12 protein-coding genes are annotated in these 12279 nt (G+C 65.8%); 9 read left to right on the top strand and 3 right to left on the bottom strand.

What is annotated here, in order from left to right:
* The coding region (locus U4Y90_RS31980; RefSeq protein WP_321800730.1) for a citrate/2-methylcitrate synthase at window positions 1-288 on the bottom strand (288 nt) is incomplete at its 3' end.
* A 20-nt stretch (window positions 289-308) separates the two neighbouring features.
* The gene (prpB, locus tag U4Y90_RS31975) at window positions 309-1205 is read right to left on the bottom strand and encodes a methylisocitrate lyase (protein WP_321800728.1); all 897 of its coding nucleotides are present in this window, start codon (window positions 1203-1205) and stop codon (window positions 309-311) included.
* Between the two features lie 198 nt (window positions 1206-1403).
* Between prpB and prpR the strand changes: the two genes are divergently transcribed.
* The gene (gene prpR / locus U4Y90_RS31970; protein ID WP_321800726.1) at window positions 1404-3338 is read left to right on the top strand and encodes a propionate catabolism operon regulatory protein PrpR; all 1935 of its coding nucleotides are present in this window, start codon (window positions 1404-1406) and stop codon (window positions 3336-3338) included.
* A gap of 18 nt (window positions 3339-3356) precedes the next feature.
* On the opposite strand, the gene U4Y90_RS31965 is transcribed toward prpR, so the two are convergent.
* On the bottom strand, window positions 3357-4484 hold the full coding sequence (locus U4Y90_RS31965) for a porin (RefSeq protein ID WP_321800725.1): 1128 nt from the start codon (window positions 4482-4484) through the stop codon (window positions 3357-3359).
* 434 nt (window positions 4485-4918) lie between these two features.
* Between U4Y90_RS31965 and U4Y90_RS31960 the strand changes: the two genes are divergently transcribed.
* The 8 genes from U4Y90_RS31960 to U4Y90_RS31925 are packed head-to-tail and all read left to right on the top strand — an operon-like array spanning window position 4919 to window position 12253.
* Window positions 4919-5947, top strand: coding sequence for an ABC transporter substrate-binding protein (locus U4Y90_RS31960; protein WP_321800724.1), 1029 nt, complete (start codon window positions 4919-4921; stop codon window positions 5945-5947).
* A 3-nt stretch (window positions 5948-5950) separates the two neighbouring features.
* Window positions 5951-6784, top strand: a complete 834-nt coding sequence (locus U4Y90_RS31955; protein WP_321800723.1) for an ABC transporter ATP-binding protein — start codon at window positions 5951-5953, stop codon at window positions 6782-6784.
* On the top strand, window positions 6784-7623 hold the full coding sequence (locus tag U4Y90_RS31950; RefSeq protein WP_321800721.1) for an ABC transporter permease: 840 nt from the start codon (window positions 6784-6786) through the stop codon (window positions 7621-7623). The genes U4Y90_RS31955 and U4Y90_RS31950 overlap by 1 nt, the downstream gene beginning before the upstream one ends.
* A gap of 37 nt (window positions 7624-7660) precedes the next feature.
* Window positions 7661-9046, top strand: coding sequence for an FAD-dependent oxidoreductase (locus U4Y90_RS31945; RefSeq protein ID WP_321800719.1), 1386 nt, complete (start codon window positions 7661-7663; stop codon window positions 9044-9046).
* Between the two features lie 17 nt (window positions 9047-9063).
* Window positions 9064-10224 carry a CoA transferase gene (locus tag U4Y90_RS31940; RefSeq protein ID WP_321800718.1) on the top strand — a complete coding sequence of 387 codons (1161 nt, stop codon included), beginning with the start codon at window positions 9064-9066 and terminating at the stop codon, window positions 10222-10224.
* Window positions 10221-10994: an enoyl-CoA hydratase-related protein gene (locus U4Y90_RS31935; protein WP_321800717.1), complete on the top strand. Its 774-nt coding sequence runs from the start codon at window positions 10221-10223 to the stop codon at window positions 10992-10994. The genes U4Y90_RS31940 and U4Y90_RS31935 overlap by 4 nt, the downstream gene beginning before the upstream one ends.
* Window positions 10994-11329 (top strand): ferredoxin, encoded by a 336-nt coding sequence (fdxA, locus tag U4Y90_RS31930; RefSeq protein WP_321800716.1) that lies wholly within the window; start codon window positions 10994-10996, stop codon window positions 11327-11329. Before U4Y90_RS31935 ends, fdxA begins: the two co-directional genes overlap by 1 nt.
* A gap of 9 nt (window positions 11330-11338) precedes the next feature.
* Entirely contained in the window at window positions 11339-12253 is a 915-nt protein-coding gene (locus tag U4Y90_RS31925) for a LysR family transcriptional regulator (RefSeq protein WP_321800715.1), read from the top strand.
* Window positions 12254-12279 lie beyond the last annotated feature (26 nt).

The following is a 12279-nucleotide window of genomic DNA, read 5'->3' as shown; positions in this document are numbered from 1 at the left end:
CAGGGCGGCCTTCAGGTTCGCGGGCAATCCGCGCAGCGCCTTCAGCTTGGTCTTGTAGGCCTTCAGTTCGGCGGCATTCGGCAGCTTGCCGTGCACGAGCAGATGCGCGATTTCTTCGAACTCACTGGTGGTCGCGACATCGAGGATGTCGTAGCCGCGATAGTGCAGGTCGTTGCCGGTCTTGCCGACCGTGCACAGCGCGGTATTGCCTGCCGTCACGCCCGACAGCGCAACGGATTTCTTCGGCTTGAACGTGCCGGATGCGGTGCTGTTGTCTGCTTCGCTCATCGATTCGTCTCCTTCAAAAGTTATTTCTGTGCTGCAAAAAGCTGATCGAGCTTGTCTTCGTAGGCGTGATAGCCGAGGTATTTGTACAGATCGGCGCGGGACTGCATGGTTTCGACGGCGGCCTTTTGCGTGCCGTCGCGCTTCACGGTCTCGTAGAAGTTGAGCGCCGCTGCGTTCATCGCGCGATACGCGCCGCAGCAATACAGCGCGATGTCGACGTTCGCGTCCTTCAGTTCGTCGACGGTGAAGAGGGGCGTCGAGCCGAACTCGGTCAGATTCGCGAGGATCGGCACGCGCACCGCGGCCTTGAAGCGGCGGTAGTCGTCGAGCGATTTCATCGCTTCCGGAAAGATCATGTCCGCGCCCGCTTCGACATACGCGACCGCGCGCTCGATCGCCGCGTCGATGCCTTCGGCGGCGGCCGCGTCCGTGCGCGCCATGATGACGAACGATTCGTCGGTGCGCGCATCGACGGCGGCCTTCACGCGATCGACCATTTCGCCGGTCGACACGACTTCCTTGCCCGGCCGATGCCCGCAGCGCTTCTGGCCGACCTGGTCTTCCATGTGCACGGCCGCCACGCCCGCCTTGATGAACGAGCGGACCGTGCGCGCGATGTTGAATGCGCCGCCCCAGCCGGTGTCGATATCGACCATCAGCGGCAGGGAGGACGCGTCGGTGATGCGGCGCGCGTCGATCAGCACGTCTTCCATCGTGCTGATGCCGAGGTCCGGCATGCCGAGCGAATTCGCGGCCACGCCGCCGCCCGACAGATAGAGCGCCTTGAAACCGACGGCTTCGGCCATCTTCGCGGCGTAGGCGGTGATCGCGCCGACGACCTGCAGCGGGGATTCCTCCCGGACAGCCTGTCGGAACCGCGCCCCTGCGGTCTGTGCGGACTGGATTTCGTTACTCACGTTTGTCTCCTGAGAAAGTCCGCCTTAGTAAGCAACTACCTTGCCAGTTTGCAGAAAATTTATAACATATTGATTTTTATAGATAAATAGATTGAAGTTAACCATCGTGCTTTTCACACCTGAAATTTCATATTTCGAACCTGAAACGCGTGTTGCATACTGGAAAGCGCTTCACTGTGTCATCCACGGTAGACGACCATGCAAACGGAAACAGCGTCCCGCCCGCGCATCTGGGCCGTCGGCATCAGCCGGCTCAGAGACTTGTTCATCGATCTCGCCGGCGCTTATGCGGACCGCGCCGAACTCGACGTCGTCCCGCTAGGCTACGAGGACGCCGCGAGCCGCATCGAGTCCGCGCGCGACGGCCGGCCGGACGTCGTCGTGGCGGGCGGCTCCAACGGCGCCTATCTCAAGAGCCGCGTGTCGGTGCCGGTCGTCGTCATCAGCCCGACCGGCTTCGACGTCATGCATGCGCTCACCAAGGCGCGGCGCGAGGGCGCGAGCGTCGCGCTCGTCACGCACGGCGACACGCCCGCGGAAATACGCCGGTTTCTCGCGGCCTACGGCATCGACGTGATCTGCGAGTCGTATCGCTCGGCGCAGGATGCGGAAAACCTCGTGCTGGATCTGCGCGATCGCGGCGTCGATGTCGTGGTCGGCCCCGGCCTCGTCGCGGATCTCGCGGCGGATGCGGGCATGAGCGCGGTGTTCCTGTATTCGCGCACGTCGGTGGTCGGCGCGTTCGAGACCGCGCTCGAAGTCGCGCAGGCGATGCGCCGGGAAGTCGCGCGGCGTAATCGCCTCGACAACCTGCTGCAGCATTTGCGCGATGGCGTCGTCGCGGTCGATGCGCTCGGGCGCATCGAAGCGATCAATCGCCGGCTGGCCACGGCGCTCGGCATCGCGGACGCATCGCGCGCCGTCGGCCAGGCGCTGCTCGAGGTCGCGCCCGAGCTCGATGGCGTGCTGCCCGCCGCCGACGGCGACGTGTTCGGCGCCGTGCGCGGCGTGAGCTACGCCATACATCGCGGACCGCTCGCGAGCGACGGCGTGTCGGGCGGCACGATCTTCACGTTCCAGGAATCGCGCGCGGTCGAGCGGCTCGACCGGACCTTGCGCTCGCGGCAGGGCGCGCAGGAATTCGTCGCGCGTTATCGGCTGGAGGATGTGATCGGCGAGTCGGAAGCGATCGAACGGGTGCGCTCGCTCGTGCGCCGTTATGCGAAATCCGACGCCACCGTGCTGATCCTCGGCGAAAGCGGCACGGGCAAGGAAATGGTCGCGCAAAGCATGCATCGCCTGAGCCGCCGCAAGGACTTTCCGTTCGTCGCGATGAACTGCGGCGCGTTTCCCGAGGCGCTGCTGGAAAGCGAACTCTTCGGCTACGAAGAGGGCGCCTTCACCGGCGCGCGCAAGGGCGGCAAGGCGGGCCTGATCGAGGCGGCGCATCGCGGCACCTTGTTCCTGGATGAAATCGGCGAGATGCCGCCGTCGCTGCAAAGCCGCCTCTTGCGCGTGCTGCAAGAAAGAGAAGTCATCCGTCTCGGCTCGACGGAGCCGACGCGCGTCGACATCCGCGTGATCGCGGCGACGCATCGCACACTCGCCGAAGGCGTCGCCGACGGATCGTTTCGCGCCGATCTCTTCTATCGCATCAATATACTGAGCGTCGCGTTGCCGCCGTTGCGGGCGCGCGCGAGCGACATCCTGCCTCTCGCGACGGCGCTGCTGATGCAGGCCGCGACGCGCGACAAGGCGCTCGCGCTGCGCGTGCCCGGCGGCGAAGCGGCGGCGCGCGTGCTTGCGCCGCTCCGGCCGGCGCTGAGCCGATATCCGTGGCCCGGCAATGTGCGCGAGTTGCAGAATATCGTCGAGCGCATCGCGGTGGAGATATCGGACATGGACGCGCCCGTCGCGCTGACCATCGATGAACTGGAAGCGATCGCGCCCGAGTTGTTCGAAGTCGATTCCGACGCGAACGGGGATCTGTCGCTGCGCGACCTGAGCCGCTCGGTGGAAGCCGATCAGGTTCGCGCGTCGCTCGCGGCGTTCGGCGGAGACCGCGACGCCGTCTGCAAGGCGCTCGGCATCAGCAAGACGACCTTGTGGCGCAGGCTCAACGCGAAGCGCTGACGCGATGCGCCGGCGGCGCTACCACCGGTGCCTCATGCCGACGACCGCGGAGACTTGCGTCTTCGTCGTCGATGGCGACAGGCTGTAAATCTGCGCATACGGGGCGTCCTTCGCGGCATGCTGATAGATGCCGACGAGGAACAGGTCGGTGCGCTTGCTCAGGAAGTAGTTGAGCCCCGCATTCACCTGATGCCACGCGGGCGTCGCATCCTGCGGATGGTACTGGCCCGTCGTGTAGATATACGCCGCGCCGAGCAGCAAGTCGGGCATCACGTAATCCGTCAGCGAGACTTCGAAGTTCTGCAGCGTCAGTCTCGATTCGTCGAGGTAATCGAAGCGTGCGTTCGTATAGAGAAACGATGCGCTCGCCGTGCCGAACGCATAGGCGCCGCCCGCGCCGTACATCATCTGCCGGCGCACGCCCGCGCCCGTCGCGGGATTGGTCACGAAGGGCGACGTGAAGCCGTAGTCGCCGACCACCGCGCCGTTCGGGTTGTTCGCGTCGTTCGGATCGTTGACGAGCAGGAATGCCGCGCCGAGCGTGAGCGGGCCTCTGCGGTACTGCGCCGCCGCGCTGTACGCGTTGTTGTCGGAGAAACCGCCTGCCTTGTTCGAGAAGCCATATAGCGCTTCCGCCTGAAAGCCGCCGTAGTCGATGGTCTTGTACTGAACCGCGTTGTTGATGCGAAAGGTATCGAAGACGTTGTCGCTGTCGCCGATATGCGCGCCGTAGGCCGCGAACTGGCATGCCGATTCGAACACGCAGAGCGTCACCGCCTCGTCGTACTGACGCCCGAACGTGACCGTGCCGAGCGTATTCGACGACAACCCGACGAACGCCTGCCGCCCGAACTCGCGCCCGCCCTGCGACATCGTGCCGTTGCCGATGTTGTAGCCGCTTTCCAGCGTGAAGATCGCCTTGACGCCGCCGCCCAGGTCTTCGGCGCCTTTCATGCCCCAGCGCGGCGTCTGCATCGGGCCGCTCGCGAATTGCCAGGTCGAATGCCCCTGCTTGTCCGCGCCGCGCTGATTGTTCGCATAGACGATGCCCGTCGAAACCAGTCCATAAAGCGTCACGCTGCTCTGGGCGAACGCGCTCTCTATGCACAGCGCGCTCGCGGCGAGGATCAACAAACGTCGTTTCATGGTTTTCCTGTCATTTGAGTTTGAACGGGATGTCGCAATCGATCAGGATGCCGAAGCAAACCGGCTGGCCTCCCGGTCCGGCTCTGAAAGTGTCCTGCCCGACGCGCGGGATGTATCGACCGATGCGATTCGCCCCGGTTGCGACAAATTCTTGCGGAACAAAAAACACGCCGGATAGCACCGAATTTGGCCACCAGCGAGCGAATTTTTAGCGCACGCGAAGCCCGCGCCCGCACACATTGCGTACGCCTTTTTGGCGTGTCACATCGCCGGGTTAACCCACCCCGAGCTAATTTCGGCATCACTCATCGCAAAAAATGATGCTATGCGGGGACACTTTTGGCTGCTGACAATGGGTTCCATCGGCATCACCCATCAGACGAAAGACACGCATCAGAGGGCTTTTTCTCATGCACGAGACACCGGAGACGAAGATGGCAATGATCGAAAACGCGGGACGGCGGCGCGTGCTGCGTGCGCTCGGCGCCGGTGCGCTGGCGACGGGCGGCGGCCTGCTGTCGGTGCGCGCGTTCGCGGGCGGTCTCACGACCGTCAACATGCAGCTCGGCTGGGTGCCGGGCGGAAATCAGGTCGGCGAGGTGGTGGCGAAGCGCCTCGGCTATTACGAGCAGGAGGGCATCGACTTTCATATCCAGCCGGGCGGCCCGAATATCGACGGCGTTGCGATTGTCGCGTCGGGGCGCTTTCAGACGGGCGAGATTTCATCGAGCCCGTCGATCATGCTGGCCGTTTCGGAGGGCTTGCCGATCAAGTGCATCGCGGTCGGGCTGCAGCAGCATCCGTACACGTTCTTCTCGCTGAAGAAGGCACCGATCCGCACGGCGCAGGACATGATCGGCAAGCGCATCGGCATTCAGTCGACCGGCATGGTGCTGCTGCGCGCGCTGCTCGCCAAAAACAAGATTCCCGAGAATCAGGTGAAGATCGTGCCGATCGGCGCGGACATGATGCCGCTCGTCGCCGGACAGGTCGATGCCGTCACCGGCTGGCAGACCAACACGTCGGCGTTGAAGGCGCTCGGTGCGGACCGCGTCGATCTGCGTCTGTGGGACACCGGCGTGCGCCTCTACGCGCTGCCGTACTACGCGACGACGGCGACGCTGAAAGACCATCCCGAAACCGTGCAGGGCTTTTTGCGCGCCACCGCGCGCGGCTGGATGTATGCGAACCAGAATCGCGATCAGGCCGTCGATCTCCTGGTGAAGGACTATCCGAACCTGAATCGCGCGGACGAACGCGTCGCGATCGATTCGCTGATGAGCTACGCATTCAACCAGACGACGCAGACCCAGGGCTGGGGCGCGATGGACCCGCACGTCTGGGAAGAGCAGATCGCGATGTACGGCCAGCTCGGGCAGTTCCGCGCCGCGCAGCCGAAAGTCGACGACGTCATGACGATGGACGTCCTCAAGGCCACTCAATCCTCTCGCCTGAAGGTGTGACCCATGCATGCCGCAACTTTGAATCCGCCGCGCGCGGAGCGGGCCAGCTCGCACTTCGCGTTGCCGCAAGACGTCGATTGCGCGGTCAGTTGCCGCGACATCAACGTGCGCTTCTTCACCGACCGCCGCAGCGTCACCGCGATCGAAGGCCTGAGCCTCGATATCGCGGCAGGCGAGTTCCTCACTCTGCTCGGGCCCTCGGGCTGCGGCAAGTCGACCTTCCTGCGCGTCGTCGCCGATCTCGTGAAGCCGAGCCGCGGCAGCATCAGCGTGCTCGGCTCGGCGCCTCAGGCCGCGCGCGAGCGGCGCGACATCGGCTTCGTGTTTCAGGACGCGGCGCTCCTGCCGTGGCGCACGGCGATCGAAAACGTCGCGCTGCCGCTCGAAGTCGCGCAAGGCAAGGCGCGCGCCGGACGGGCGACGCCGCGCGAGCTGCTGGAACTCGTCGGCCTGAAGGGACGCGAGGACGCGTATCCGCACGAGATGTCGGGCGGCATGCGCCAGCGCGTGGCGATCGCTCGCGCGCTCGTCTGCGACCCGAAGGTGCTGCTGATGGACGAGCCCTTCGGCGCACTCGATGAAATCACGCGCGACCGCCTCAACGAAGAGCTGCGCCGCGTGTGGAAGGAACTGGGCCTCACGACGCTCTTCGTCACGCACAGCATCTATGAAGCCGCGTTCCTCGGCCAGCGCGTGCTGATGCTCGCCGCGAATCCGGGCCGCGTGAAGGAGATCGTGCCGGTGGACTTGCCCGAGGACCGCACGCTCGATATTCGCGAGACGCGCGAATTCGTCGAACTGACCGCGCACCTGCGGCGCGTACTGGAGACTTGCTGATGGCTACGTCCGAAATGAACCTGAACGTGCCGGCCGCCATGCCGGACGAGGAGTCGCAGGCGTGGCGCGCGCGGCGTCGCCAGCAGATGTGGCGCGCACGCATGCTGCCGGCGCTCGGCGTCGCGAGTCTCGTGTTCGCGTGGTGGGCGATCGTCGCGGGCTTTCATGTGAAGCCGTTCATCGCGCCGTCGCCCGCGCTCGTGTTCGAGACGCTCTTCGCGAAGAGCGACGTCCTGCTGCAGAACCTCGTGCCGACCGCCGTCGAAGCCTCGCTCGGCTTTCTGCTCGGCAACTTCGCGGCCATCGTGCTCGCGACGATCTTCGTGCACAACAAGACGCTGCAGGACATCTTCTATCCGGTCGCGGTGATGATCAACTCGATTCCGGTGGTCGCGAAGGCGCCGATCCTCGTGCTCATCATGGGCAACGGACTGGAGCCGAAGATCACGATCGCGGCCATCGTCTGCTTCTTTCCGACGCTCGTGAACATGGTGCGCGGTCTCGAAGCGGTCAACCCGCAGGCGATGGAACTGATGCACGTGCTCTCGGCGAGCCGCCGCGAGATCTTCTTCAAGCTGCGCCTCTATGCCTCGCTGCCGTATCTCTTTTCCGCGCTGCGCATCGCGGCGTCGATGTCGGTGATCGGCGCGGTGGTGGGCGAGTGGATCGGCGCGACCGAAGGCATCGGCGCAATGATCATCCAGGCCACCTATGCCTTCGACTCGGCGCTGCTCTACACGGCGATCATCATGAGCGCCGTGCTCTCGGGCTGCTTTTTCCTCGTGATCGCGGTGCTCGAGCGCTGGCTCGTGAAGTGGCAGCCGGAAGGCGCCCGCTGAACGCACGCGACACGATCCATCACAGACAGGAGACGAAATGAACATGATCAGCGACTGGATTCAGGAACCCGCACGCGACGTGCGCGTGGCTGCGCAAGCCAATGTCGTCGTGGTCGGCGGCGGCCCGGCGGGACTGTCGGCGGCGCTCGCGGCGGCGCGCAACGGCGCACAGGTGATCCTGCTCGAACGCTACAACCATCTCGGCGGTCTCGCGTCGGGCGGCATGGTGCTGGTGCTCGACGACATGTGGGACAACCATCTGCACGAGATCTCGGTGCGCGGGACCTGCATGACCTTCATCGAACGGATGGCGGCGCGCAAGCTCGCGTACTTTCCGCGCGCGGACGAATGGGGCGAGGACCCGGCTGCGTATCGCAAATGGGGGCGCTGGGGCACCTTCGACTTCCATAGCCAGAAGAACCCGCACCCGGTCTGCTTCGCGGCGGCCTTCGATCCCGACGCGATGAAGCGCGTCGCGCTCGAAATGGTCGAAGCGCTCGGCATCGAACTGCGGCTGCATTCGTGGTTCTCGCGCACGCTGGTCGAGGACGGCAAGGTCAAGGGCGTGATCTGCGAGACCAAGAGCGGGCGCGAAGCGATTCTCGCCGATGTCGTCATCGACGCGACCGGCGATCTCGATGTCGCGGCGTCGGCGGGCGTGCCGCATGTCGGCGGCAGCTACATCACGACGACGGTGTTCCGCCTGGGCGGCGTCGACACGGAGGCGGCCGAGCGCTTCGAGGAGCAGGAGCCGGAAGCTTTCGCGGTCCTCGATCGCCAGATCAAGCGGATTCTCGGCGGCTCGTGGGGCTACTGGTGGCTCAAGACGCCGCTGCCGGGCGTCGTGTGGTGCAACTGTCCGCACATGGCCGGTCTCGACGGCCTCAAGCCCGAAGACCTCACGCGCGCGGAAATGCAGGGCCGCAAGCACATTCACGCGGTCGTGGAGTTCGCGCGCGAGAAGCTGCCGGGCTTCGAGAACTGCTACGTGATCGATGTCGCGCCGCAGACCGGCGTGCGTCAGACGCGCCTGCTGCAAGGCGAATACGTGATGACGAAGGAAGACCTCGCGCAGCGCACGCGCTTTGCCGACAGCATCGCGCGCGGCCGCGACTACTACATGCCGTATCGGGTGCTGCTGCCGAAGGAGATCGACAATCTGCTCGTCGCGGGCCGTCATTACTCGGCCACCTCGCAGGCGCAGAAGATGTCGCGCGAAATTCCGCCCTGCATGGCGATGGGCGAGGCGGCGGGCGTCGCGGCGGCGCTCGCGCTGAACGCGGGCGTGACAGTGCGCGATGTCGACGTGCCCGCGCTGCAGAAGACGCTGCGCGCGCAGGGCGCGGACCCGGGCGACCAGAGCGGACGCAACGCGGACGTTCCGCCGCTCGCCGTGCACATCGATGCGAGGGAAGCAGCATGAGTCACGCGGAGAAAACGATGAAGCAAGCCAATATGCCCCTGGCGGGCGTGCGCGTGATCGACCTCACGCAGGTGATGATGGGCCCCGTCTGCACGCAGATGCTCGCCGACTACGGCGCGGATGTCGTCAAGGTCGAGCGGCACGGCGCGGGCGATCTGAGCCGCTCGACGTTCGAACCGGTCGCGGGCGCGGACAACCCGATCTTCTGCAGCCTGAATCGCAACAAGCGCAGCGTCGCGCTCGATCTGCGCGATGCATCGCAGATGGAGGCGCTGAAGGCGCTGATCGCGCAGGCCGATGTCGTCGTGAGCAACTTCCGCGCGGGCGTGATGGATCGGCTCGGGCTCGGCTACGACGATTGCCGCGCGCTCAATCCGCGCATCGTCTATGCGGTCGGCACGGGCTTCGGCGAGACCGGCCCGTATGCGCACAAGGGCGGACAGGACGTGCTCGCGCAGGCGATGACCGGCGTGATGGCGCGCCGCGCCGACGAGTCGCTGCCGGTCTCGGTCTATCCGACTGCGCTGGCGGATTACTCGGCGGGCATGCACATGGTGCAGGGCATCCTGCTCGCGCTCCTGCATCGCGAACGGACGGGCGAGGGCCAGAAGGTCAACGTGTCGCTCTACAACTCGATGCTCGCGATGCAGATGCAGGAAGCCGCGATGATCATGATGGCCGACTCCGAAGTGAACTGGGCCGCGATGCCGCTCTCCGGCGTATTCGACACGACGACCGGCCCGCTCGTGCTGGTCGGCGCATTCAAGGCGAACCCGCTGCGCGACATCTGCGCGGCCTTGCAGATCGAGGACATGTCGACGGATCCGCGCTTCTGCAACCTGAACCAGCAGTTCGCGCACAAGGCCGAGCTGCAGCGCACCTTCCGCGAGCGCTTCGCGAGCAACAGCCGCGAGTACTGGCTCGCGCGGCTCGAAGAACAGGATCTGCTGTGCGCGCCGGTGCGCGATCTGCGCGAGGCGCTCGTCGATCCGCAGACGCTGCACAACCGGCTCGTGCTGGAGGGCGACGGAGAAGGGCAGCCGGTGCGCCTGATCGGCAGCCCGATCGAGCTGTCGAACGCGCCGGTCGCGCTGCGCCGCGCGCCGCCGCGCCTCGGTCAGCACACCGCCGAAGTGCTCGAGCAACTGCGCGGCGTGACGACCACGGAGGCCGTATGAGCGTGCGCCTCGTCATCGATCGGCACGTCGCCACGGTCACGCTCGCGCGGCCCGAAGCGCTCAATGCGGTCGATCTGCAAACCGAAGCCGAACTGCAGCGCATCTGGGCCGAGCTCGAACAGAATCGCGACGTGCGCGTCGTCGTTCTGACGGGCGAGGGCGAGCGCGCGTTCTGCGTCGGCGCCGATCTGAAGAATCCGTCGATGAGCGGCCTCGAATACTGGGCCGCGCCGCGTCCCGGCGGCTTCGGCGGCATCGCGCTGCGCGAGACGCTGAACGTGCCGGTGATCGCCCGCGTCAACGGCTACGCGCTCGGCGGCGGCTTCGAGATGGTGCTCGGCTGCGATCTCGTGATCGCGTGCGAGGACGCGAGCTTCGGTCTGCCCGAAGCGCTCGTCGGCCGCATGCCGCTCGATGGCGGCATGACGCTGCTGCAGCGGCAGATTCCATACCGGCAGGCGATGGCGATGCTCATGACCGGCCGCCGCGTCACCGCAACCGAAGCGCTCGCGATGGGCCTCGTCAACGAGGTCGTGCCGCGCGCCGGGCTGGACGCGGCCGTCGAGCGCTGGGTCGAAGGCGTGCTGGCGTGCGCGCCGCTCTCGGTGCAGGCGATCAAGCAGGTCGTGCGGCGCACCGCGACGCTGTCCGCGAGCGAGGCGCAGGCGCTGCGGCTGCCCGCGCTCGTCAGCGCGCTGCAATCCGAGGACGCGCACGAAGGCGTGCGCGCCTTCCAGGAAAAGCGCAAGCCGCACTGGAGGGGACGCTGATGGCCTACGTGATCGGGTCGCCCTGCATCGATGTGAAGGACGGCGCCTGCGTGCAGTGCTGTCCGGTTGATTGCATCTACGAAGGCGGGCGCACGCTTTATATTCATCCGGAGGAATGCATCAACTGCGGCGTGTGCGTGTCGGTGTGCCCGACCGAGGCGATCTATCACGAAGAGGAGCTGCCGCATGCGCAAGCGGCGTTCGCGGCGGTGAATCGCGCGTTCTTCGGCGCGGAGGTGAGCGCGCTCGGCTCGCCGGGTGGCGCGTCGGACGTCGGCAAGGTAGCCTTCGATCATCCCGTGGTCGCGTCGTGGCCGGTGCGGGTGATCGACTGAGGGCGGGCGATGCACGCGAACGTTTTGAGGTATTTCGTCGAGGTCGCGCGGTGCGGATCGATCCGCAAGGCCGCGCAGAATCTCTATGTCGCGTCGAGCGCGGTGAACCGGCAGATACTCAAGCTCGAATCCGAGATGGGCACCGAGCTGTTCGACCGCCTGCCCAACGGCATCCGCCTGAATGCCGCCGGCGAGCGCGTCTTGCAGCACATTCGCGGCACGCTGAACGACTTCCACCTGATGCGCAGCGAGCTCGACGAGCTGAAGGGCGAGCGCAAGGGCCACGTCTCCGTGGTGGCGATGGATTCGCTGTTCGTCGATTTCCTGCCCGCGACGGTCGAGGAGTTTTCGGACGCCTATCCGGCGGTCACGTACTCGATCGCCGCCGTGCCGCCGCACGACGTCCCGCCGCGCGTGCTGAGCGGCGAGTACGACGTCGGCATCACCTACATCACGAAGCTGCCCGCCGGGCTCGATGTCGTGACCGAAGTGCCGTTGCCGCCTGGCGTCGTGATGGCGTCGTCGCATCCGCTCGCGAAGAAGGAGCGCATCACGTTCGACGAGTGCCAGCATCACGCGTTTCTGCGCCTCGAAGGCCGCTCGCCGATTCAGGGCGTCACGAGCACCGACTTCCCGGCGTTCTGGGAATTGCTGCAACCGAGCGTGACCTGCAACTCGACGACGCTGCTCAAGCGCCTGATCGCGTCGGGGCGCGGCATCTCGTTCTTTTCGAAGCTCGCGTTCCTCGACGAACTGTCGCGCGGCGATGTCGTGTGGCGGCCGATCGACGACGAGAACGTCAACGAGCTGACCGTCGGCATCATCATTCCGAATCAGCGCGCATTGCCGCACGTGACGGGCGAATTCGTCGAACGCATCGTGCGCAGGCTGAAGCACGTCGAGCTGACCTTGCGGGAGTTCTGAGCCCGGCGCGCGCCGTCGAATGCGCG

This window comes from Caballeronia sp. J97 (assembly GCF_905220305.1).
Classification (GTDB): Bacteria; Pseudomonadota; Gammaproteobacteria; order Burkholderiales; family Burkholderiaceae; genus Caballeronia.
Note: the sequence above shows the minus strand (reverse complement) of the source record. Positions and strands in the feature narration are given on the sequence as shown.

Coding starts and splice junctions, on each gene's coding strand:
- U4Y90_RS31960 (WP_321800724.1), top strand. CDS start 4,919: ATGGCAATGATCGAAAACGCGGGACGGCGGCGCGTGCTGCGTGCGCTC.
- U4Y90_RS31965 (WP_321800725.1), bottom strand. CDS start 4,484: ATGAAACGACGTTTGTTGATCCTCGCCGCGAGCGCGCTGTGCATAGAG.
- U4Y90_RS31940 (WP_321800718.1), top strand. CDS start 9,064: ATGAAGCAAGCCAATATGCCCCTGGCGGGCGTGCGCGTGATCGACCTC.
- U4Y90_RS31935 (WP_321800717.1), top strand. CDS start 10,221: ATGAGCGTGCGCCTCGTCATCGATCGGCACGTCGCCACGGTCACGCTC.
- fdxA (WP_321800716.1), top strand. CDS start 10,994: ATGGCCTACGTGATCGGGTCGCCCTGCATCGATGTGAAGGACGGCGCC.
- U4Y90_RS31955 (WP_321800723.1), top strand. CDS start 5,951: ATGCATGCCGCAACTTTGAATCCGCCGCGCGCGGAGCGGGCCAGCTCG.
- U4Y90_RS31950 (WP_321800721.1), top strand. CDS start 6,784: ATGGCTACGTCCGAAATGAACCTGAACGTGCCGGCCGCCATGCCGGAC.
- prpR (WP_321800726.1), top strand. CDS start 1,404: ATGCAAACGGAAACAGCGTCCCGCCCGCGCATCTGGGCCGTCGGCATC.
- U4Y90_RS31945 (WP_321800719.1), top strand. CDS start 7,661: ATGAACATGATCAGCGACTGGATTCAGGAACCCGCACGCGACGTGCGC.
- U4Y90_RS31925 (WP_321800715.1), top strand. CDS start 11,339: ATGCACGCGAACGTTTTGAGGTATTTCGTCGAGGTCGCGCGGTGCGGA.